The organism is Rhizobium sp. WYCCWR10014 (assembly GCF_001657485.1).
GTDB lineage: Bacteria > Pseudomonadota > Alphaproteobacteria > Rhizobiales > Rhizobiaceae > Rhizobium.
Genome location: NZ_LXFU01000027.1, coordinates 253,783 through 276,494 on the forward strand (window position 1 = coordinate 253,783; position 22,712 = coordinate 276,494).

Annotated in this window: 18 protein-coding genes; 4 read left to right on the forward strand and 14 right to left on the reverse strand. The window is 60.4% G+C overall.

Annotated elements, in window-relative coordinates; translation table 11 throughout:
- The first annotated feature begins 45 nt into the window (after nt 1-45).
- Nucleotides 46-1,032 carry an aldo/keto reductase gene (locus A6U98_RS07810; RefSeq protein WP_064649102.1) on the forward strand — a complete coding sequence of 329 codons (987 nt, stop codon included), beginning with the start codon at nt 46-48 and terminating at the stop codon, nt 1,030-1,032.
- An 84-nt stretch (nt 1,033-1,116) separates the two neighbouring features.
- On the opposite strand, the gene A6U98_RS07815 is transcribed toward A6U98_RS07810, so the two are convergent.
- The 6 genes from A6U98_RS07815 to clpP form a co-directional block, all read right to left on the reverse strand.
- Entirely contained in the window at nt 1,117-3,327 is a 2,211-nt protein-coding gene (locus A6U98_RS07815; RefSeq protein ID WP_197496357.1) for an esterase-like activity of phytase family protein, read from the reverse strand.
- Nucleotides 3,328-3,410: 83 nt separating this feature from the next.
- A complete protein-coding gene (locus A6U98_RS07820; protein ID WP_064649104.1) occupies nt 3,411-4,310 on the reverse strand; it encodes a DMT family transporter in 900 nt (299 codons plus the stop codon).
- Nucleotides 4,311-4,599: 289 nt separating this feature from the next.
- Nucleotides 4,600-4,875, reverse strand: coding sequence for a DNA-binding protein HupB (gene hupB, locus A6U98_RS07825; protein ID WP_003558438.1), 276 nt, complete (start codon nt 4,873-4,875; stop codon nt 4,600-4,602).
- A 206-nt stretch (nt 4,876-5,081) separates the two neighbouring features.
- A complete protein-coding gene (lon, locus tag A6U98_RS07830) occupies nt 5,082-7,499 on the reverse strand; it encodes an endopeptidase La (protein ID WP_017959927.1) in 2,418 nt (805 codons plus the stop codon).
- A 400-nt stretch (nt 7,500-7,899) separates the two neighbouring features.
- Complete coding sequence (clpX, locus tag A6U98_RS07835) at nt 7,900-9,177, reverse strand: ATP-dependent Clp protease ATP-binding subunit ClpX (RefSeq protein ID WP_003547337.1); 1,278 nt, start codon at nt 9,175-9,177, stop codon at nt 7,900-7,902.
- Between the two features lie 302 nt (nt 9,178-9,479).
- On the reverse strand, nt 9,480-10,109 hold the full coding sequence (clpP, locus tag A6U98_RS07840; RefSeq protein ID WP_003558436.1) for an ATP-dependent Clp endopeptidase proteolytic subunit ClpP: 630 nt from the start codon (nt 10,107-10,109) through the stop codon (nt 9,480-9,482).
- Nucleotides 10,110-10,364: 255 nt separating this feature from the next.
- Between clpP and A6U98_RS07845 the strand changes: the two genes are divergently transcribed.
- Nucleotides 10,365-11,780, forward strand: coding sequence for a GGDEF domain-containing protein (locus tag A6U98_RS07845; protein WP_197496358.1), 1,416 nt, complete (start codon nt 10,365-10,367; stop codon nt 11,778-11,780).
- 58 nt (nt 11,781-11,838) lie between these two features.
- Entirely contained in the window at nt 11,839-13,083 is a 1,245-nt protein-coding gene (locus A6U98_RS07850; RefSeq protein ID WP_064649108.1) for a cytochrome P450, read from the forward strand.
- 95 nt (nt 13,084-13,178) lie between these two features.
- Here A6U98_RS07850 and pstB read toward each other — a convergent pair whose 3' ends face one another.
- The 8 genes from pstB to A6U98_RS07890 all read right to left on the reverse strand — a co-directional run bounded on the left by pstB (nt 13,179) and on the right by A6U98_RS07890 (nt 21,865).
- On the reverse strand, nt 13,179-13,985 hold the full coding sequence (pstB, locus tag A6U98_RS07855) for a phosphate ABC transporter ATP-binding protein PstB (protein ID WP_064649110.1): 807 nt from the start codon (nt 13,983-13,985) through the stop codon (nt 13,179-13,181).
- A complete protein-coding gene (gene pstA, locus A6U98_RS07860; protein ID WP_064649112.1) occupies nt 13,982-14,839 on the reverse strand; it encodes a phosphate ABC transporter permease PstA in 858 nt (285 codons plus the stop codon). Before pstA ends, pstB begins: the two co-directional genes overlap by 4 nt.
- 2 nt (nt 14,840-14,841) lie before the next feature.
- The gene (gene pstC, locus A6U98_RS07865) at nt 14,842-15,819 is read right to left on the reverse strand and encodes a phosphate ABC transporter permease subunit PstC (protein ID WP_064649114.1); all 978 of its coding nucleotides are present in this window, start codon (nt 15,817-15,819) and stop codon (nt 14,842-14,844) included.
- 87 nt (nt 15,820-15,906) lie between these two features.
- Nucleotides 15,907-16,929 (reverse strand): phosphate ABC transporter substrate-binding protein PstS, encoded by a 1,023-nt coding sequence (gene pstS, locus A6U98_RS07870; RefSeq protein WP_064649211.1) that lies wholly within the window; start codon nt 16,927-16,929, stop codon nt 15,907-15,909.
- Nucleotides 16,930-17,274: 345 nt separating this feature from the next.
- Nucleotides 17,275-19,404, reverse strand: coding sequence for an EAL domain-containing protein (locus A6U98_RS07875; protein WP_064649116.1), 2,130 nt, complete (start codon nt 19,402-19,404; stop codon nt 17,275-17,277).
- A 263-nt stretch (nt 19,405-19,667) separates the two neighbouring features.
- Entirely contained in the window at nt 19,668-20,021 is a 354-nt protein-coding gene (locus tag A6U98_RS07880) for a cupin domain-containing protein (RefSeq protein ID WP_064649118.1), read from the reverse strand.
- Between the two features lie 14 nt (nt 20,022-20,035).
- A complete protein-coding gene (locus tag A6U98_RS07885; protein ID WP_064649120.1) occupies nt 20,036-21,319 on the reverse strand; it encodes an O-acetylhomoserine aminocarboxypropyltransferase in 1,284 nt (427 codons plus the stop codon).
- Between the two features lie 117 nt (nt 21,320-21,436).
- The gene (locus A6U98_RS07890; protein WP_025394079.1) at nt 21,437-21,865 is read right to left on the reverse strand and encodes a CoA-binding protein; all 429 of its coding nucleotides are present in this window, start codon (nt 21,863-21,865) and stop codon (nt 21,437-21,439) included.
- Nucleotides 21,866-21,983: 118 nt separating this feature from the next.
- Between A6U98_RS07890 and A6U98_RS07895 the strand changes: the two genes are divergently transcribed.
- A complete protein-coding gene (locus A6U98_RS07895; protein ID WP_024321130.1) occupies nt 21,984-22,307 on the forward strand; it encodes a hypothetical protein in 324 nt (107 codons plus the stop codon).
- Nucleotides 22,308-22,712 lie beyond the last annotated feature (405 nt).

A 22,712-nucleotide genomic window follows, 5' to 3' on the forward strand; every position in this document is an offset into this window, starting at 1 on the left:
TGTCCCCACACACATCCGGGCGACATACAGTAGGGAGGATTTTTCATGAAACACCACGCTTTTGGCCGCATGCCCTTCACCGCCACCAATGTCGGCTTCGGCGCCTGGCAGATCGGCGGCTCCTGGGGTGATATCAGCGAGGCGGACGGACGCGCGGCGTTGAATGCCGCGCTCGATGCCGGCATGACATTCATCGATACGGCGGATGTCTATGGCGACGGCCGCTCCGAAAAGATCATCGCCGACGTGCTGAAGACGCGTGGCGGCGAACGGCCGATGGTTGCCACCAAGGCCGGCCGCCGCCTCAACCCGCATCTCGCCGAAGGCTACACAAAGGCTAATCTCGAAGGCTTCATCGACCGCAGCCTGACGAATCTTGCCGTCGACAGCCTCGACCTCGTGCAGCTCCACTGCCCGCCGCGCGACGTGCTTTACCAGCCTGAGGTCTTCGAGGGCCTGAACGCGCTACAGGAGGCCGGCAAGATCAAGGGTTACGGCGTCAGCGTCGAGAAGGTCGAAGACGGGCTGAAGGCGATCGAATATCCCGGCGTCGTCAGCATCCAGATCATCTACAACATCTTCCGCCAGCGCCCCGACCATCTGTTCTTCCAGGAAGCGCGCCGGAGGAATGTGGCGATCATCGCCCGGGTGCCGCTCGCCAGCGGCCTTCTCTCCGGCAAGATCACCCGGGACACACATTTTGCCAGCGACGACCACCGCAATTTCAACCGCAACGGCGAAGCCTTCGATGTCGGCGAGACCTTTGCCGGCGTGCCCTTCGAGGTCGGTCTGCAGGCGGTGGAAGAGGTGCGCAAGCTGGTGCCCGAGGGCGCCACCATGGCTGCCTTCGCGCTCCGCTGGATCCTGATGAGCGATGCCATCACCGTCGTCATCCCCGGTGCACGCAATGCCGAGCAGGCCAAGGCCAACGCGGCCGCCTCCGAACTTGCGCCGCTTTCGGGCGATGTCATGGCGGCAACGCGCGAGATCTACGAGCGGCTGATCGCGCCGCATGTGCATCAGCGCTGGTAGGCCGTCCGACACTCCAAAATGCAAATGGCCGGGTTTTCGCCCGGCCATTTGCATATCGTCGATCCGTCAAGTCAGTTGGTGGGCTCAGTTGGTGCCAACCAGGTCAACGGGGAAGAACAGGGTCTCGCCGGAGGAGTCGCTGACGCCGTCATTGTCGGTAACCGCGTAGGGCTTGCCCGACGCGTCGAAGGTGAAGCCTTCGAGCTTGTCCAGCACATAGCCATTGGTCGCGGTCTTCAGTTCACCGAGGAAGTCATGGGCTTCGGTCTTCTTGACGACCGGCAGCTCGGCCCCGAGCTTGGCGGGCTTCAGGTCTGATATCGCGACCTTGTAGAGCTTCTTCAGCCTGGCGGCATCGCCGACGAGGTTGTCGCGCTCGATGATGTAGACGCTATCGCCCTGAGCGGAAATTTCCGACAGGCCGACCCAGCCGCTTTCCGTCTTGTCGAGCGGATAGCGAACGGCACCCCATTCCTTCTTCTTCGGATTGTAGGAGACGAGCTTGACGAAGCCCTTCTCGTCGTCGCTCCACTCGCGCTGGACCGCCATCCAGAGCGTGGTGTCGTCGCCGGTGCCGACAATGGTCACGCCTTCGAAGCCGTAGCGGATTTCGTTGGCGACGAGTTCCTTCGGCAGGGCGATCTCGGCCTTGATGTCGCCCTTGGCATTGACGTTGTAGAGCGCGTGCGGAACGAGACGCTCACTGTAGCCTTCCGAGGCGAGCCAGAAGGAACCATCGGCGGCAGCCGCGATGCCTTCGATGTCGAGCTTCTGGGCCGGGGTGCCGTCACGCTTGACGACGAGGGCGTCGGTGATGACGGCCGGCTTCTTGCTGGCATCGATCGTGTAGATCGTCGGCTGCGAGCCCAGAACGCTGTCGCTGACGGCGTAGAGCATGCCCGGCTTGCCCGGAACGGCGGCGAGACCCGAAAGGGCTGCGAAGCCGATCGGATTGCCGTCCTTCTCGGCGGAGACGATCTGCGGATAGGCCTTCTCGCCTTCCGAGCGCTCGTAGATCATCACATGCGAGCGCGTGCCGCCGTCCTTGCCGAGATCGACCTCGTTGGCGGTCGCAAAGAGGTTGCGGGCGGGAATGGCGATCGCGCCTTCCGGCGAAATGCCTGATGGCAGCAGCTGGACGAGTTCGGGATCGGCGCCGGTATCCTTATAGACGCCGACGACCGAGGCACGTTCGGCGAGCAGGAAGAAATATTGATCGTCGCCGAACTTGGCGGCTTCGAGGCCTTCCGGCTCGACGCCCTTCGATCCCGAGCGGCTTTCCGGATAGTGGCCGATATGAGCGACGGCGCGTTCGAAGGATGCGCCCGATTCGTAGAGAAGCTTGCCCGTCTTGTCGAAGATGGTGAAGCCGCGCGAGCCGCCCTGGTAGTCTCCTTCATTGGCGACGACTAGGCGGTTGTCGTCCAGCCACTTGACGGCGTCCGGTTCGCGCAGCACGCCTTTGGCTTCGCCTGAGAATTTCAGGGCGCCGTCACGCTTGGTATCGATACCCGTGAGATCGACGCTGCCGGCGGAGAAATGCGTCTTCACTTCAGCCGTGTTGGCGTCGATGATGACGATCTCGTTATTTTCCTGCAGCGTCAGGGCAATCTGGTTCAGGCTGTTGAAGGCGACGAATTCCGGCTCCGGATCCTCCGGCGCGACGCCGGTAAGCCCGGTCAGCGCCACGTGCTTGATAGTGCCGCAATCGACAGTGCCGTTCTTGACCTGGAAGACGACGAGGTCGCCGGCCGGCATCTGCGGGATCTTGCCGTCATTGACGTCTTCGTCGCGCTCGTTTTCGATTGCGATGGTGCCGAGCGTCTTGTCCTTGTTGAGGGCAATCGAATCCGGCTGGCCGCCGAGATCACACGTGTTTTCGATCTTTTTGGTCGCCACGTCGACGATCGCGAGACGGCCCGAGGGCTTCGCCTTGCTTTCGGAGGTGTTGACGGCAACCAACGCCTTGCCGGCGCTCGAGGTGACCGAAGTCGGCTCGCCGTCCATCATCAGCGCGCCGCCGGCCTTTGGGGCCTTGGCATCGGTAATGTCGATGAAGCCGATCGCGCCGAGCGGGCTGTCGCTATAGATCAGCGTGTTGCCGTCGTCAGTCGCGGTGATGATCTCGGCGGAGCTCACCGAAAGCTTGTCCTTGTCGGCCGGCAGGTTCTCTGCGACCGGGAAGGACGCGATGCGGTTGAAAACCGGCTCGGCCGCGGCCGGAAAGGCGACGGATGCGAGAAGCATGGCAGCAAGTGCTGCCTTGCGCGATGAAATTGTCATGAAATCCCCCATGTGTCGAACATTCGAAACATGAGTTTTCTGCGGGAGCGGCATGACAGAGGCATGACAGACGCGGCATTTTGCGTCAGATCATGTCAGGCTGATTTGCGCACCCGGCGCATCTCGTTTCGCATGATGAACAGCGAAGCGGAGAGAATAAGAGCCGCTCCCAGCCAGAGGTAGCCCGCCGGCGCATAGCCGAAGAACAGCCAACCGGCCAGCACATTCAACGGCAGTTTCAGATCGTCGAACGGCTGGACGTAGGCGGCATCGGCTGCAGCATAGGCAAGCGTCAGGAAATACTGCGCTACGGCAGTCAGCAGCCCCGCCAGCAGGAACAGGGCAAGGGTTGCGCCCGTCGGCACTACAAAGCCGGCCGCGAACGCCAGCCCGCCATTTATCGGCGTCAGCAGAACGAGCAGCCAGACGGTGATCGTCTCCGGCCGCTCGATGCCCGTCAGGCTCTTGGTGATCAGAGACGAGGCGCCCCACAGCAGCGCCGAAAGCACAGGCAAGAGAGCCGCCCAGCCAAAGCCGTCCGACCACGGCTGCAGGATGATCATCGCTCCGGTGAAACCCGCCGCCGTCGCAGCCCAGCGGGCCGGGCCGACGCGCTCACCGAGAAAAAGCCGGGCGCCCAGAATGATGAAGAAGGGCGAGGTCATCACCAGCGCGATCGCCTGCCAGATCGGCACGGTGGCAAGGCCGGCGACCCAAGCCTCGACGCCGAGCGCGGCAAGCGCGACGCGTGCGAGGTGACGCCAGGGATAGCGCGTCCGCATCGCCGCAAGGCCGAGCCTCTTCAGGAACGGCAGCGAAAACAGGAAGGCGAAGCCATATTGCCAGAAGGCTGCCGAGGCCGAGGGGAAGGCAAGCTTCATCGTCAGCCATTGGGTGACGACGTTGAGAAGCGAAAAAGCAATGCCGGCAAGGACCATCCAGAGTGCACCGACAACGGCGCGGGACGGCGAGACTGCAAGGGAAGTCTGATTCATGTCTTTCATCCAGAACAGGGACCAACATAAATCAGGACGCATGAACCCCGACCAAGCGACGCAGGGCAACCCCTGCCTTTCGCATGGGCGCGGAAGGAGGCGCTCGCGGGCTCAGGCCGAAACCCTTACCGCCGGTGGGGAGTTTCACCCCGCCCTGAGAACAGAAATGTCGTAGTTCAAAGCCCGCGCGGCGGCAATACCTGCCAAACGCAAAAGGGGTCCGGCAAAGCCGAACCCCTCTCAAATCCTGCGCAACCGGTCTCGTTTCCGGCTGACGGATAATATCAGATCAGCCGTTGACGGCGTCCTTCAGGCCCTTGCCGGGCGTGAATTTCGGCACGTTGCGAGCCGGAATGTCTACTTCAGCGCCCGTCGACGGGTTACGGCCCTTCGTTGCGGCACGATGAGAAACGGTGAAGCTGCCGAAACCCGCGAGGCGAATGTCGCCCTTGTTCTTGAGTTCAGCCTGGACAACGTCGAAAACCGCGTCAACAGCGGAAGCCGCGTCAGACTTCGTCAGTCCTGCCTTTTCGGCTACTGCGGACACGAGTTCATTCTTGTTCATGTTTCCACCCCTTTCTAAATGGTATGAAACGACTCAAAAGTAAGCTAGGCGCAGAATAGGTTTCATCAGGCCCGCCGAAAACCCAAAAGCCCTGCAAATCAAGGAAAAGCAAGCGTCTACATGACGTTTTCACAAAAAAGGCTGGCGTTTCCGCCAGCCTTTTTCCGTGTTTTGCCCCAATGGGGCATAAATGTGGCAAAGGCCACTCAATGCGCTATGGTTGCGCCTGTCTCATCGAGGCCTTCGACCGTTGCGATGACGGGCGTTTCTACCGTGCCGTCCCATTCGATCGGCTCCGGTCGCCGGATCAGCGCATGCTTGATCACCTCGCCCATGCGGGATACCGGGATGATCTCCATGTTGTTCTTCACGTTGTCAGGAATCTCCGCCAAGTCCTTGGCGTTTTCCTCCGGAATCAGCACCTTCTTGATGCCGCCGCGAAGCGCTGCGAGCAGCTTTTCCTTGAGACCGCCGATCGGCAGCACACGGCCGCGAAGGGTGATTTCACCGGTCATGGCCACATGCCTGTCCACCGGGATGCCGGTCATGATCGAGACGATCGCGGTTGCCATGGCGACGCCGGCCGAGGGGCCATCCTTCGGCGTCGCGCCTTCCGGCACGTGCACGTGGATGTCGCTCTTGTCGAAGCGCGGCGGCTCGATGCCGAAATCGACGGCGCGCGAGCGGACATAGGAGGCCGCTGCCGAAATCGATTCCTTCATGACTTCCTTCAGATTGCCGGTGACCGTCATGCGGCCCTTGCCCGGCATCATCACGCCTTCGATGGTCAGCAGCTCGCCACCGACTTCCGTCCAGGCAAGACCGGTCACGACGCCGACCTGATCCTCGCCCTCGGCTTCGCCATGGCGGAAGCGCGGGACGCCCAGATAGTCGGAGATGTTGGCCGCCGTCACATGAACGGCCTTCGTCTTGCCCTTGATGATCTCGGTGACCGCCTTGCGGGCGAGTTTCATCAATTCGCGTTCGAAGTTGCGGACGCCGGCTTCGCGGGTGTACTGCTGGCTGATCGCCATCAGGGCGTCGTCGCTGACCGAGAATTCTTCCGGCTGCAACGCATGTTCCTTGATGGCCTTCGGCAGCAGGTGCCGCTTGGCGATTTCGCGCTTTTCATCCTCGGTGTAGCCGGCGATACGGATGATCTCCATGCGGTCCATCAGAGGCGCAGGAATATTCAGCGTATTCGCCGTCGTAATGAACATCACATCCGACAGGTCGTATTCGACTTCCAGATAGTGGTCCATGAAGGTCATGTTCTGGGCCGGATCGAGCACTTCGAGCAGGGCCGAGGACGGATCGCCGCGATAGTCCTGGCCTAGCTTGTCGATCTCGTCGAGCAGGAAGAGCGGGTTGGACTTCTTCGCCTTCTTCATCGACTGAATGACCTTGCCGGGCATCGAGCCGATATAAGTGCGGCGGTGACCGCGGATTTCGGCTTCGTCACGAACGCCGCCAAGCGCCATACGGACATACTCACGGCCGGTCGCCTTGGCGATCGACTGGGCGAGCGAGGTCTTGCCGACGCCCGGAGGACCGACGAGGCAGAGGATCGGGCCCTTGATCTTGGTGGCACGGGCCTGCACGGCCAGATATTCGACGATGCGCTCCTTGACCTTGTCGAGACCGAAGTGATCGGCTTCGAGGATCTTCTCGGCATTGTTGAGATCGGCCTTGATCTTCGACTTCTTGCCCCAGGGAATGCCGAGCAGCCAGTCCAGATAATTGCGCACAACGGTGGCTTCCGCCGACATCGGGCTCATCTGGCGCAGCTTCTTCAGTTCCGCATCGGCCTTTTCACGGGCTTCCTTGGACAGCTTGGTCTTGGAGATGCGCTCTTCCAGTTCGCTCATCTCGTCGCGGCCTTCCTCGCCGTCGCCGAGTTCCTTCTGGATCGCCTTCATCTGTTCATTGAGGTAATACTCGCGCTGGGTCTTCTCCATCTGGCGCTTGACGCGCGAGCGGATGCGCTTTTCGACCTGCAGAACCGAGATCTCGCCTTCCATGAAGCCGAGGGCCTTTTCGAGGCGCTGCTTGACGCTGGTGGTCTCCAGCATCTCCTGCTTCTCGGTGATCTTGATCGACAGATGCGAAGCGACCGTATCGGCGAGCTTGGAATAGTCGTCGATCTGGCTGGCGGCGCCGACCACTTCGGGCGAAATCTTCTTGTTGAGCTTTACGTAGCTCTCGAATTCGGAGACGACCGAACGCGACAGCGCTTCCAGTTCGACCGGATCGTCATGCGGCTCCTCGAGCACATGGCCGAGCGCCTCATAGAAATCCTCGCGGCTGGTATAGGTGTCGATCTCGGCGCGGGCGCGGCCTTCGACCAGAACCTTCACGGTGCCGTCGGGCAGCTTCAAGAGCTGCAGCACGTTCGCCACGGTGCCGACATTGTGGATCGCGGAAGGATCCGGATCGTCGTCGCTGGCGTTGATCTGCGTCACCAGCATGATCTGCTTGTCGGAACCCATGACCTCTTCGAGCGCACGGATCGACTTTTCCCGTCCGACGAACAGCGGCACGATCATATGCGGGAAAACCACGATGTCGCGCAGGGGCAGAACAGGGTAGGCAGTGCTGCTCGCTACAGACGTTTTCTTCGTCATTTTATGTCCTTTCCATCGTCCCGTTGCCGGGCTCTCTGCACGGCCGCTTGGGACCGGCCGGCACTCACTTGTTGCTACAAGTGGAGGTTCTAACTACGCTTTTCAAGCCACGCTAACGCCCGCGTCCCTCGGATGTGACAGCTTTATTACAACGGAACGCCAACACTATGAAACGCGTGGCTGGACCGGCGCTGACCACTTCCGACCCGGCTAAAATACAAACGCCAGCAATAGGCTTACGGAATCACGGCATCATTGCCAAGCACTACCCCTTGCGCAACATCGGCAAAGGCAACTCCGGTTCCCACGGGCAAATACTAACAGCGCTTGGCATGGTTTTTCAAATAGAAAGGGGCCTGCCTATGGCAAGCCCCCAAAATAATCACACGAAAGCCCAAGCTCACGCCGAAGCGTTGGCCTTTTCTTCCTGCCGGTCGGCATAGATGTAAAGCGGACGGGCCGAACCGCGCACCACTTCCTCGGAGATGACGACCTCGCGCACGCCTTCCAGCGTCGGCAGTTCGAACATGGTGTCGAGCAGGATCTTCTCCATGATCGAGCGAAGGCCGCGAGCGCCGGTCTTGCGTACGATCGCCTTGCGGGCGATTTCGCGCAGAGCGTCCTCGTGGAAGTTCAGTTCCACGTCTTCCATCTCGAACAGCCGCTGATACTGCTTGATCAGCGCGTTCTTCGGCTCGGACAGGATCTGGATCAGCGCGTCCTCATCGAGGTCCTCGAGCGTCGCCAGAACCGGCAGACGGCCGATGAACTCGGGGATAAGGCCGAACTTGACCAGGTCTTCCGGCTCCAGTTCCCGCAGGACCTCGCCGACGCGGCGGTCATCCTGCGATTTGACAGAGGCGCCGAAGCCGATCGAGGTCTTCTCGCCACGAGCAGAGATGATCTTGTCGAGGCCGGCAAAAGCGCCGCCGCAGATGAACAGGATGTTCGTCGTGTCGACCTGCAGGAATTCCTGCTGCGGGTGCTTGCGGCCGCCCTGCGGCGGAACGGAAGCGACCGTGCCTTCCATGATCTTCAGCAGCGCCTGCTGCACGCCCTCGCCCGAGACGTCGCGAGTGATCGACGGATTGTCGGACTTGCGCGAAATCTTGTCGACTTCGTCGATGTAGACGATGCCGCGCTGCGCACGCTCGACGTTGTAGTCGGCCGACTGCAGCAGCTTCAGGATGATGTTTTCGACATCCTCGCCGACATAACCGGCCTCTGTCAGCGTCGTCGCATCAGCCATGGTGAAGGGAACGTCGATGATGCGGGCGAGGGTCTGGGCAAGATAGGTCTTGCCGCAGCCGGTCGGGCCGACGAGCATGATGTTCGACTTCGCCAGCTCGACTTCGCCGTTTTTGGAGGCGTGCGCCAGGCGCTTGTAATGGTTGTGAACGGCAACCGACAGGATCTTCTTCGCCTGCCGCTGGCCGATGACATATTCGTCGAGGACCTTGATGATGTCCTGGGGCGTCGGAACGCCGTCGCGGGACTTGACCATCGAGGACTTGTTCTCCTCGCGGATGATGTCCATGCACAATTCGACGCATTCATCGCAGATGAAGACGGTCGGTCCGGCAATCAGTTTCCGGACTTCGTGCTGGCTCTTTCCGCAGAACGAACAATAGAGAGTGTTCTTGGAGTCGCCGCCGTTGCTGCCGCTGACCTTGCTCATATCATTTTCCTTCCAGCACGCCGCATTTCAAGGCGAAATCGCGGTCCACTCTATCAGCTCCTGGCGGCACTCCGTTTCCGGAGCCTTTGCCGAGAAGGGCTTCAGGGGCTACGAACCGGGGCCAACCAATCATGTCCTGGTCCCGGCGGCAACGAATTCCCCTTCGAATGCCAATGCTATGTCATAAAAATTCAACATAGCATTAATAGCTACTATTAGCGTCTTCGTCGCCGTATGAAAGCCCTTGTTCAATCACAATTGGGATAGAACTGTGGCGACAAAAACACCATCCCTATTAATTACTAGGCCTGTTCGCCTTCCATTTCGAGGCGCGACGTCAGAACCTTGTCGATCACGCCCCAGCTCTGGGCTTCGTCCGCATCCATGAAATGGTCACGATCGAGCGTCTTTTCAACTTCCTCGTAGGTGCGGCCGGTGTGCTTGACATAGACCTCGTTCAGGCGGCGCTTCATTTTGAGGATGTCACGGGCGTGCCGCTCGATGTCCGAAGCCTGGCCCTGGAAGCCGCCCGAGGGCTGGTGCACCATGATGCGGGAATTCGGCGTGGCAAAGCGCATGTCCTTGTGGCCGGCAGCCAGCAGCAGCGAGCCCATGGATGCGGCCTGGCCGATGCAGAGCGTCGAAACCGCAGGCTTGATGAACTGCATCGTATCGTAGATCGCCATGCCGGCGGTGACGACGCCACCGGGCGAATTAATATAGAGGGCGATTTCCTTCTTCGGGTTTTCGGCCTCGAGGAAAAGCAGCTGGGCGCAGACGAGCGTCGCCATATGGTCCTCGACGGCACCTGTCAGGAAGATGATGCGTTCTTTCAACAGGCGCGAATAGATGTCGTAGGAGCGTTCACCGCGGTTGGTCTGTTCCACGACCATCGGAATGAGGGCCATTGCGGTATCGACTGGGTTTCTCATGTGCGTCCTTTGTCAACGTCTCGCCGGCAGGCGCCGGGAATCAAAGAAAAATGTCTTACCCCTACATAGAGTGTCCCGGCCCTCCTCTTCAAGACACGCATGAGGATAACGTTAAGAAGGCGGGCCAAGGCAGCAAAGCCCCTTCTTTTCATGCATGTCGTTATCCCGGAACCGCTGCATTGAGCCTCTTTCCCCCAAACGCCTGTTAACGGCGAGCCCTTGGTACGGTCTCCCCCGGCTTTTCTCCATGACAGGATGAAGGAAGGCTTACTCTATTCGACTGTTCTCATACACGTTTACCCGACGGAAAGCCTACCGGCAGATATCGGCCTAAAACAATACCGCAGCGCAGCGACATTAAGGAAGTGGCGAGCTTCCTCGGCAAGGATGCGAACTGACAGACAAGGGGTTGCTGCCGTGTTCAATTTCGCTACAGGTCTCGCCATCTGGTGTTCCGAGGCCATGACGCTCGCTTTGGTGCTGTTCGTCGCCTGGCGCCACAACGTCAGGAACGAGGCCTATCTCTATTGGGGCTTGGGCTTCCTCCTGACCGGCATCGGCTTTGCAATGGTCGCGCTGCGCGGCGAAATCCCCAGCGTGCTTTCCATAGAGGCGGGCAATGCCATCGCCCTGCTCGGCCAGAGCGCCTGGGTGGCTGGTTTTCTGGCACTCGACCGCAAGAGGATCGAATGGTGGGCACTGCTGCCGCCGGCAATCTGGCTCGCCGGTGTCTTCCTGCCCTGGGTCAACAGCGATTATTCAAACCGGGTGGTGCTCTACAACCTTGCTTCAGCGACGGGTGCGACGGCACTCGCCATGGCGGTCGCCGCCGGCGACATGCGCCGTGAGCGTACCCGCATCAGGCTGATGGGCGTGTTCATCATCCAGGGCTGCCTGTGCTTCGGCTCGGCGCTGACGATGGCGCTGACGATGCCAAGCGATATCGAGGCGACCAATCTCGGCGGCGCCTCCGCCATGGCCAGCGCCTTCCTGCTGACCATCGCCTTCGCGTTCACCTGCCGGCTGATCATGGAGCGCTCCGAACGGCACCTGCGTGCCCTCACCCTGACCGACTCGCTGACCGGCGTGCTCAACCGCCGCGGCCTGCTCGGCTATTTCGACGGCATCCAGGAAAGAGCTCATGACGAGCAGCGCCAGGTTGCGGTGATCCTTTTCGATCTCGACCATTTCAAGCGTGTCAACGACCGTTTCGGCCACCAGTCCGGCGATGCCGTGCTGACCGCCTTCGCGCGCATGGCCCGCCAGTATATTCCGAACAACATCTTCGGCCGCATGGGCGGCGAGGAATTCGCCGCATTCGCCGCCGTCGCGGACCAGACGGAAGCCGAGGCGATCGCCGAAGCGATCCGCACCGAATTCTGCCGCCTTCCCGTCAGCACCGGCGAAGCGATCGTTCCGGTCACCGTCAGCATCGGCATCGCGCTCGCCTCCTCTATCGAAGCCAATATCGACAAGCTGATCTCGGCCGCCGACCGGGCGCTCTATGCAGCGAAGGCCGCCGGCCGCAACTGCACGGTGACCTTCGGCGAAGCGGAGGCCGCAGCCCCTGCACCAGCCACGCCGAGCAGCACTGCCGGCGAACTCGTGCCAACGGTCGACGACCAGGTCGAAGCGCTGCGACGCATGGGTACCCTGTCACGGGCCGGGTAGTCCGGGATCCTCTCCCTACATCTTTCCGAGGTCCGGCAAATCCGCTAAGGCTCGGGTCATGATGATCCCATCCTTTCTCTCGATCGACCGCACCAACCGTCATGTCTCGCTGGACGGCCGCAACCCGGCCTTCTACGGCGACCCGAATGCCGTCTATGCCGCACTTCACGCCCATTGCCCGACCTTCTACTGGAGCGAGCAAAAGCAGTGGTTCTTTACGGGTTACGACTATGTGAACGGACTGCTGCGCGACCGGCGCTTCGGTCGGCAGATCCTGCATATCGCCAGCCGCGAGGAGCTCGGCCTTGCCGAGCCGATGCCGCATCTTGCCAGTTTCGATCTCTCTGAACGTTATTCGCTGCTCGAACTCGAGCCGCCGGAGCACACGCGGCTGCGCACGCTCGTCAACCGCGCCTTCGTCTCCCGCCATGTCGAGAAGATGAAGCCGGAACTTGCCGAACTCGCCAACCGGCTGATCGACGGTTTCGCGGAGAAGCGCGAGGTCGAGTTGCTCTCGGCCTTTGCCGACATCATCCCGGTGACGATGATTGCCCGGATGATCGGCATTCCCGAAGAGATGGGACCGCAACTGCTTGCCTGGTCGCACGCCTATGTCCGCATGTACATGTTCGGCCGCACGCGCGAGCAGGAGGAAGAGGCCGAACAAGCGGCGAAGGAATTTTCCGACTACGTCAAAACGGTCATCAGAGAACGTCGCGCCGAACCACGCGACGACCTGCTGACCCACATGATCCATACCGAGCACAAGGGCCAGTATCTGACCGAGGAGGAGCTCGTGTCGACGACGATCGTGCTGCTCAATGCCGGGCACGAGGCGACCGTGCACCAGATCGGTAATTCCGTGCGCACCATCCTCGACAGCGGCTGCGATCCGGCGGAACTCTTCGGGGACGAGGCGACGACAGAGCGCACCGTCGAGGAAACCCTGCGCATCTGCGCGCCGGTCCACATCTTCCAGCGCTGGGCCCTGGAGCCTGCCGAAATCGACGGCGTCTCCTTCAAGCGCGGCGACAAGGTCAGCCTCATCCTTGCTGCCGCCAATCTAGACCCTGCAAAATTCACCGATCCCCTCACCTTCAAGCCCGACCGCAACGAGGCGGCAAACCTCTCCTTCGGCGCCGGCATCCATTTCTGCATCGGCGCGCCGCTGGCGCGGCTGGAGCTCAACGTCGTGCTGCCGATCCTGTTCGAGCGGCTGGCCGGCCTGAGGCTGGCGAAGACGCCGGTGGTCAAGGATGTCTACCATTTCCACGGGCTGGACCGGCTGGATCTGCAATGGTGATCCACCCCTAAAGCGCGTTGCGCTTCAGGTTTTATGTCAACGCGTGTCGTTATCGCAAAACCGCTGCACACTTTTGCGCGACATGCTTTGGCGGATCAACCGTAACGGCCGGTGATGTAGTCTTCCGTGCGCTTGACCTTCGGCGACTGGAAAATCTCAGCGGTCGGGCCGTATTCCACCAGTTCGCCCAGATACATGAACGCCGTGTTGTCGGAGATGCGACTTGCCTGCTGCATGTTGTGGGTGACGATGACGATGGTGAAATCCGTCTTCAGCCGGGCGACCAGCTCTTCCACCTTGGCAGTCGAGATCGGGTCGAGGGCGGAGGTCGGCTCGTCGAGCAGAAGCACCTCGGGACGAAGTGCTACGGCACGCGCGATGCAGAGACGCTGCTGCTGACCGCCGGAAAGGCCGAGGCCACTGCCCTTCAGCTTGTCCTTGACCTCGTCCCAGAGCGCTGCCGCGCGCAGCGCCTGCTCGACGCGGAGGTCCATCTCGGCCTTGGAGATGCGCTCGTGGTGACGGATACCGTAGGCGATATTGTCGTAGATCGACATCGGGAACGGCACCGGCTTTTGGAAGACCATGCCGACGCGGGCGCGCAGTTCGTTCATCGAATAGCCGGGGTCGAGGATGTTCTGGCCGTCGAGCGTGACGGAGCCGGTGGCACGCATCTTCGGGTAGAGCATGTAGATGCGGTTCAGGATGCGCAGCAGCGTGGACTTGCCGCAGCCGGACGGGCCGATGAGGGCCGAGACCTGACGCTCGGGAAAGCTCAGAGTGACGTCGCGGATCGCGTGGGCATCGCCGTAGTAGAAGTTGACGCCGGTCAGCGCCATCTTGTCGACTCTTGTGGCCAGGTGGGCGGGACGAGGTTCGAAGGCTTTGTTCTCAAGCATCATTTCGCATTCCTGCGGTTGAGGATGGCGCGGGAGCCCACGCTGAGGAGAAGCACGATCGCCGTCATGACGAAGGCGCCGGCCCAGGCAAGATTCTGCCATTGCTCATAGGGGCTCATAGCGAACTGGAAGATGACGACGGGAATATTCGCCATCGGCTGCGACATCTTCAAGCTCCAATACTGGTTGTTCAGAGCCGTAAAAAGGAGTGGCGCGGTTTCGCCCGAAATGCGGGCGATCGCAAGGAGGATACCGGTCAGGATGCCTGTGGAGGCCGCCCGGTAGAGTACGTTGACCGTTACCTTCCAGCGCGGGATGCCGAGCGAAAGTGCTGCCTCACGCATGACGTCTGGAACCAGCCGCAACATTTCGTCGGTCGTGCGCACCACGACCGGCAGGAAGATGAAGGCGAGCGCGATGCCGCCGGCAAAGCCGGAGAAGCGTGACGTCGGGCGGACGACCAGTTCATAGACAAACAAGCCGATGATGATCGACGGCGCCGAAAGCAGGATATCGTTGACGAAGCGGATTGCCTCGCCGATCTTCTTGCCGCGGCTGAACTCCGACAGGAAGGTGCCGGCCAGCACGCCGATCGGCGTTCCGATGATGACCGCCAGAGCGACCATCAGCAGGCTCCCCATGAAGGCGTTGGCGAGACCGCCACCATCTTCGCCGGGCGGCGGCGTCATTTCCGTGATGAGACTGGGGCTGAGCGCAGACAGGCCGTGTATCAGCGTCGTCCAGAGTATCCAAACCAGAAAGACCAGGCCGACCACGGTCGCGATGCCGCAGAGCGAAAGCGCGATCATGCTGCTGATCTGGCGGCGGCGGTAAATGGAACCCGAATAGGTGGCCATGACTACTCTCCCCTCTGTCTTGCCATGCGCACCAGCATGAGCTTGGCGGCCGCCAGAACGATGAAGGTGACGACGAAGAGGATGAGACCGAGCGCCGAGAGCGACGACCTGTAGAGGTCATCCGAAGCTTCGGCGAACTCGTTGGCGAGCGTCGCAGCGATCGACGTGCCGGGCTCCATCAGCGATACCGCGATGTTATGGGTGTTGCCGAGTACGAAGGTGACCGCCATGGTCTCTCCGAGCGCGCGGCCGAGACCAAGGAAGATGCCGCCGACGACAGCGGTGCGGGTGTGCGGGATGACGATATCGCGCACCACTTCCCACTTGGTCGAACCAAGCGCATAGGCCGATTCCTTCAGCGGTGCGGGGACGACCAGGAAGACGTCGCGCATGACCGAGGAGACGAAGGGGATGATCATGATCGCCAGCACGATGCCTGACGTCAGCATTCCGATGCCGAGCGGAGCGCCGGAGAACAATGCGCCGATTACCGGGATCGGGCCCAGCCAGTCGATCAGCATCGGCTGGACATAGTCCGACATGAAGGGAGCAAAAGTGAAGAGACCCCACATGCCGTAAATGATGCTGGGGATACCGGCAAGAAGCTCGATGGCGCCGCCGATCGGGCCGCGAATGGAGCGCGGCGCAACTTCGGTAATGAAAACGGCGATACCGAGGCTCACGGGAACGCCGATGATCATGGCGAGCGCCGAGGTGACCAGCGTGCCGTAAATCGGTACCAGGCCCGAGAACCGCTGGGCAACCGGATCCCATTCCATGCCGGTCAGGAAGCCAAAGCCGAAGGTCCGCAACGCGAAAAACCCGTCCCAGACCATGGAGAACGCCGCTGCGAACAGGGCGACCAAAACAAACAGGCCGCAGCCCAAAACTAGCCAATAAAAAATACGATCGCCTGCCGCGCCGTCGCGGCGCTTCACGCCCGCGGTTGTGGCGGGCAGCGATGCCATTGCTTCGCTCATATCCGTACGCTCTGCTGCTTTGAGGGGGTGTCAAGGCATTCTGGGCGGAAAGCCAAGCTTCCCGCCCCGACCGCAGTTTCGTCAGGATCAGCCCTTGAAGGAGGCTGTCCAGTAATCTTCGATCTGCTTCACCAGGGTCTGCGGAAGCGGAACGTAGTCGAGGGCAGAGGCTTCCTTCTGGCCGTTTTCGAGCGCCCATTTGAAGAAGGCGAAGGCAGCCTTGGAGCGAGCCGCATCCTTCGGCTCCTTATACATGATCGCCCAGGTCGTGGCGGTCACCGGCCAGGCCTTTTCGCCCGGAGCATTGGTCATGATCAGGTAGAAGTCCTGAGCCTTGGTCCATTCGGCACTGGCGGCAGCAGCCGAGAAGCTTTCCGCATTCGGCTTCGGATACTGGCCTGCGGCGTTCTGGATCAGAACATAGGGCAGCTTGTTCTGCAGGGCGTAGGCGTATTCGACGTAGCCAATCGAATCCTTGACGCGGGTGACGTAAGCGGCAACGCCTTCATTGCCCTTGCCGCCGATGCCGACCGGCCAGTTGACGGCGGTCCCTTCGCCGACCTTGCTCTTCCAGTCTTCGTTGACCTTGGAGAAGTAGTTGGTCCAGTTGAAGGAGGTGCCCGAACCGTCCGAACGATGGACGACGGCGATCTGGCTGTCGGGCAGCTTCAGGCCGGGATTCAGATCGGTGATGGCCTTGTCGTTCCACTTGGTGACATTGCCGAGGTAGATGTCGGCGAGAACCTTGCCCGTGAGCTTCAGTTCGCCCGACTTGATGCCCTTGACGTTGATCACGGGCACGATGCCGCCGACGACGAGCGGGAACTGACCGAAGCCGCCCGTCGTCAGGTCTTCCGGCTTCATCGGGGCGTCGGACGCGCCGAAGTCAACCGTTGCAGCCTTGATCTGAGCGATGCCGCCGCCCGAACCGATCGACTGGTAGTTCAGCTTGTCGCCGGTCTGCTTGTTGTAGTCTGCAGACCACTTGGACAGGACGGGATAGACGAAGGTGGAGCCGGCACCGGTGATATCGGCGGCGGACGCCGAGACCGCCAGAGCGGCAACCAGGCCGGCGCCGAGGCAGGCCGAAAGAAGTTTCTTGGTGAGCATATGAAGCGCTTCCCTAATGGATTTGAAAAACAACGAGACCAGCGCCATGGAGGGGGGGTCCATTGTCTGGGGCGCTGAAATTCCCGTTACATCAGGCGGGCTAGGCGCGTTTTATTACAGTTTGATGACGGAATTTGACGGTCGCAGCCGACCACGAGGCCGTGCCGCAAATGCTGCAGTTGCGGTCTTTTGATTGAATCGCGGACTTAACAAAGCCTTAGCAAAAACATTGGGATAGATTGACGCATGGCTGTGGTGGATTGCCGCAGCGATGCCTGGAAATGTCGTTTTCAGGATTTCGAAATACCGTGCGCGACACCGAATTCGTGCGATGGCCTTACGAGATCACGCGGCCGACTCTTCTCGCAGCCTGCTGGATATGTCGCATGCCGACATGGGTTTTCCGAGCATATAGCCTTGAAGCTGGTCGCAGCCGGCGTCTCGCAAGATCGCCGCCTGACGGCTATTCTCAATACCTTCGGCGGTCACGGGAATCTGCAGAGCAGTCGCCAAGGAGATGGTTGCCCGAAGAATATCGGCGCCATTTGCGGTTACATCGAGAGCGGACACGAGCGAGCGGTCGATCTTCATGCGATCAAACCCAAACTGCCGCAATGCACCGATGCTGGCGTAGCCGCAGCCAAAATCATCAAGTGCAAACTTTATGCCGACGCGCTTGAGTTGGTCTATCGACCGACGGGCCTGATCCGGATTTGTCATCAGAACGCCTTCGGTGATTTCCAGTGTCAGGCGGTTTGGATCGAAATCCAACTCCTGCAGGATCGCGATCACCTGGGCAGCAAATTCCGGATTGCAGAGCTGGATCGGCGAAACGTTCACCGACAAAGTCAGACCGGGCCAGCTCTTGGCATGCCCGATCGACGTTCTCAGCATATGGACGCCAAGGGCATCGATGAGGCCGCACCTTTCAGCAAGAGGGATGAATATTTCCGGGCTGACGTTTCCCGTTGGAGTTTTCCAGCGCGCTAATGCTTCAAGACCGGTGACAACGCCGGTCGAAGCAGAGACGAGAGGCTGGAAAACAGCTTCGATTGCCCCGCTGCCGATGGCGTTTTTCAAGAGACCTTCCAGCTCGGCGACCCGTATGCGTTCCCGGTCCAGTTCGGGGTCGTATTCAACCGCCTGACCTTTGCCATTTGCCTTGGCACGATAGAGGGCCATGTCGGCTCTGCGAAGAAGCTCCAAAGGCGATATGTCTCCATCGCGCGCCGCGGCTCCGATGCTTGCGCCAACTTCGATCGTTCGCCCGTCAATTTTAAAGGGCTCGGCAAACAGCGCCAGAATCGCCTCTTCCATCTCTTCGCATGCAGTGGATCCGACGTGCACCAGCGCGAATTCGTCGCCTCCCAGCCGGGCCGCGCCCAGGACTTCGGGATGACTGGTCATCAGCGCGTTCGAGACGATCCGGATCAAATCATCGCCAACCGCATGCCCCCAAGCATCGTTGACCGCCTTGAAGCCGTCGAGATCCACCAAGTAAAGCCGTGGCGACGAAGAATCCGGGCTCTCCAGATCCTCCAGCAGACGGAGAAGACCCTGTCTGTTCAACAAGCCGCTCAAGCTGTCATGGCTCGCTTCGAAGCGAGCTGTTTGCGCCAGCTGGCGCAGGCGCCGCGCCTCGGATGCGCCAACCAACAGCACGCCGATCAAGAACAGCGAAAGGATGACGGTAGAAGCTGCAAGATAAGGATAGACCTGCTGAAACACGGCGCTTCCGGGCGCTTTGCTGGGCCAAACGAGGTAGCCGATCACAGCTCCCTTCATGTCGGTGATCGGCGTGTTCAGGAATCCCGGCTTGGGCGTCGTCTCGAGGCTCAGCCCCTCGAGTTCATGTTCGTTGGAGAGAGCGTCGAGAACCTCCGACGTGAACTCCTTGTAGAAACTCAGCACGCTGAACTGCGGAACCTCGGCGGCCGCCTCGAACGGCTGGATCGCCTGGGAGGCAATCAGCGCTATACCGCTTTCGGTCTTGATGAAATTGACCACCGGCGCCTTGGCCGGAGCTGCAGCCGCATTGATCTGCTGATAAAAGGCTTCTCCAAAAAACGTGCCCGGCTGGAAGGGCTTGCCTTTGGCATAGGCCGAGACGATCGAAGACCCATCAGGGCCGGTCACGATCGCGCCGTCATAAAGCGCATAATCCTCGCTGGTTTTTCCCCAATTCTCATAAGCCCAATCCGCGGCGGCCGGAGATGAGACAGCACTATAGGCATCGTCCCATATGGCATTGTCCGTCGTTGTCCCGCTCAAGCGAGCCACAAAGGCTGCGACCGCCGCGCGGGCGGCGCGACTGGCCCTGGCATCGTCGATCTCGTTCACTGAGCGGGTCATGGTGACGACGACATGCGCCATAAGGCCGGTCAATACGAGGGCGACGACAAGGAAGCAGACGGTTGTCGCAATGATGGAAGACGTCTGGGTCCGAACGTGCCTGGCTGCAAGATTCGACGACATGCAAATTCCGCAAAGATTAATTGCAAGGCCATGTCTGTGAGACGGCAGGAGACATCATGTCCGCAATGCGCTGCAGATAAGGTTTAGCATTTGCCAATGTAGGCACGATTAATGGGAATGGTTAAAAGCATTCAATCCGGGATAAGAGGCCATAAGCACCGTCTTTGCCCGCTTGCCGTTTCGGATCATCGCTGGGCCGCGACGACAAAAGGCAAAACCGAAAACGGGAAGGCCGGTTTCGTCGTGCCCATTTGCTGGCCCGCTCAAACCTTGATCACATAATCCTTGCGAGTCGTTTCAACCACTTCCCACGTTCCCTTGAAGCCGGGTCTGAGGATCATCCGGTCGCCCGCTTTCAGATGAACCGGCTCACCGCCGTCCTCCGTCACGATCGAATGGCCGGCCAGCAGACTGAAATATTCCCATTCCTCGTAAACGATCCGCCACTTGCCCGGCGTCGCCTCCCAGATGCCGGAATAAAGGCCGCCCTCGCCCTCCTCTAGGTTCCAGGTGCGGAAATGCGGATCGCCGGAGATGATCCGGCCGGGATCCGGAGCGCCCAACTCGGGTTCAACGCCGTCGATGCTAAAGGTGATGAAATTTGCCGTGGTCATCATCGATCCTTCTGATCTCAGATCTTCGAGAGCGCCTGTTCGAGATCGGCGATGATGTCCTTGACGTCCTCGATGCCGACGGAAAGGCGCACCACGTCAGGCCCAGCGCCGGCGGCGATCCGCTGCTCGTCGGTCAACTGCCGGTGTGTCGTCGAGGCCGGGTGGATGACGAGCGAACGGGTGTCGCCGATATTGGCAAGATGGGAGAAGAGCTCCAGCCCCTCGACCAGTGTCTTGCCCGCCTCATAGCCGCCCTTGACGCCGAAGGTGAAGACGGAGCCGGCGCCCTTCGGCGAGTAGCGCTGCTGCAGGGCGTGGTTCGGGTCGTCGTCGAGGCCGGCATAGTTCACCCAGGCGATCTTGCTGTGCGCCTTCAGCCACTTCGCGACGGCGATCGCATTGTCGCTGTGGCGCTGCATCCTAAGCGGCAGCGTCTCGATGCCGGTCAGGATCAGGAAGGCGTTGAAGGGCGAGATCGCCGGCCCGAGGTCGCGCAGGCCGAGCACACGGGCAGCGATCGCAAAGGCGAAATTGCCGAAAGTCGCATGCAACACCATGCCGTTATATTCCGGCCGCGGGCTCGACAGCATCGGGTAATTGCCGGATTTCGACCAGTCGAAGGTGCCGCCGTCGACGATGAGGCCGCCCATGGAATTGCCGTGGCCGCCGAGAAACTTCGTCAGTGAATGCACGACGATGTCGGCGCCGTGTTCGATCGGACGGATGAAATAAGGCGTTGCCATCGTATTGTCGACGATCAGCGGCAGGCCGTTGCGATGCGCGACGTCGGCAATGGCGGCGATATCGACGAAGGTGCCGCCGGGATTGGCGAGACTCTCGATGAAGATGCCGCGCGTCTTGTCATCGATCTGGCTTTCGAAGCTTGCCGGATCGGCGGCATCGGCCCAGCGCACCTGCCAGCCGAAATTCTCGAAGGCATGGCCGAATTGGTTGATCGAGCCGCCGTAGAGCTGGCGGGCAGCGATGAAATTCTCGCCAGGACGCATGATATTGTGGAAGACGATCACCTGCGCCGCATGGCCGGAGGCGACGGCAAGGGCTGCGGTGCCGCCCTCGAGCGCTGCGACGCGCTCCTCGAGCACGGCCTGCGTCGGGTTCATGATGCGGGTGTAGATGTTGCCGAAGGCCTGCAGACCGAAGAGGGCGGCAGCATGATCGGAATCATTGAAGACGAAAGCGGTCGTCTGGTAGATCGGTGTTACCCGCGCGCCCGTCGTCGGGTCGGGCTGCGCACCGGCATGGATCGCCAACGTGTTGAATCCCGGATCGTTCTTGGCCATGTCGTCCTCCAGTTGTTGCTAACCTGCAGGATCATAGCCGGTCGCTTGCGAAAGTTAATCGCGATCCATTTCAACCCACGGGCGTTCGGTGGAAAATCCGTCTCAGCGGAGCGCAGCTCAGGCAATAAGACGAGGATACTCGATCGCCGGGCAGCGGTTCATCACCACCTGGATGCCGGCGGCCTCCGCCTTTGCCGCAGCCGCATCGTCGCGCACACCCAGTTGAGACCAGATGATTTTCGGCAGCGGTCTCAGCGCCAGCGCCTCCTCGACGACCCCGTCCAGATATTCGGAGGCGCGGAATACGTCGACCATGTCGATCGGCACGGGAATGTCGGCAAGCCGGGCATAAACGGTGCGGCCCTGGATCAGTTTGCCCGCCTGCCCCGGATTGACAGGAATGACCTCGTAGCCGCGCGACAGCAGATAACCCATGACGCCGTTGCTCGGCCGGGCCGGATTGGGCGAAGCGCCGGTCAGCGCGATGGTCTTTACCGAATGCAGGATGCCGGCGAGGTAATCATCCGTATAGGCGTCGTGATTCATGTCCACTTCTCCACTCCGGCATGCTTTTTTTTGCGTTTCCGTGAAACCGGCTGCGTGTCTTCCCGTATATATGAACTGGCCCGTATATATGAATTGGATACTCCTTGAGGATGATTCGATGAAAAAAATCGCTCTTGCCCTCATGCTCGTGCTCGCCGCATCGCCGGCGCTCGCGATCTCGCGCTACAATCCGCTCACCATGAGCTGTGCCAGCGTGCGCGCCGCCATCCACAATCAAGGCGCCGTCATCTTCCGCTACCAGTCTCCCCGTGGCTTGCCGCTTTACGATCGCTATGTCCGCAATAGCAATTATTGCGACGCGACCGATTATGCGGAATGGACGCATATCCCCTCAAAAGACAATCCGCGCTGCCAGGTGCTGAACTGCCAGAGCATTGACAACCTTGACGGGATGCTCTTCGTTCCGCATCATCAGCTTTGATGTTTTCGCCGTCGTGACCGCCGCCGAAACTGTACGTCTTTCGCGCTTGCGAAAGGTTTGGGCTCAATTCCGCGCTGCGATTTCCTGAACATTACACAATCAGAAGCTTTAATTTTCCCCTATGTCAAAGCTATAGAATAATATCTATATTTCAGCAGCATAGAATAGTCAGCTCTCGAATTCATGAAGCTGCTTTCTCTTTTTGTTCGCGATAGCGCCGCGCTTTGTTCTCGCATCCATTAGAAGCATCTCATAGTTGAAAGCATCGCATGGATTGAACGCATGTCGCGCGCACGTAAAAATTGCTCCAGTGGACCGCCATTGTTCACATACTGAAAGGATGCTATTCGACATATGACCGCATAAGCGACCGCTGCCTTGCAATTTCGTGCAAATCCCAGTTGT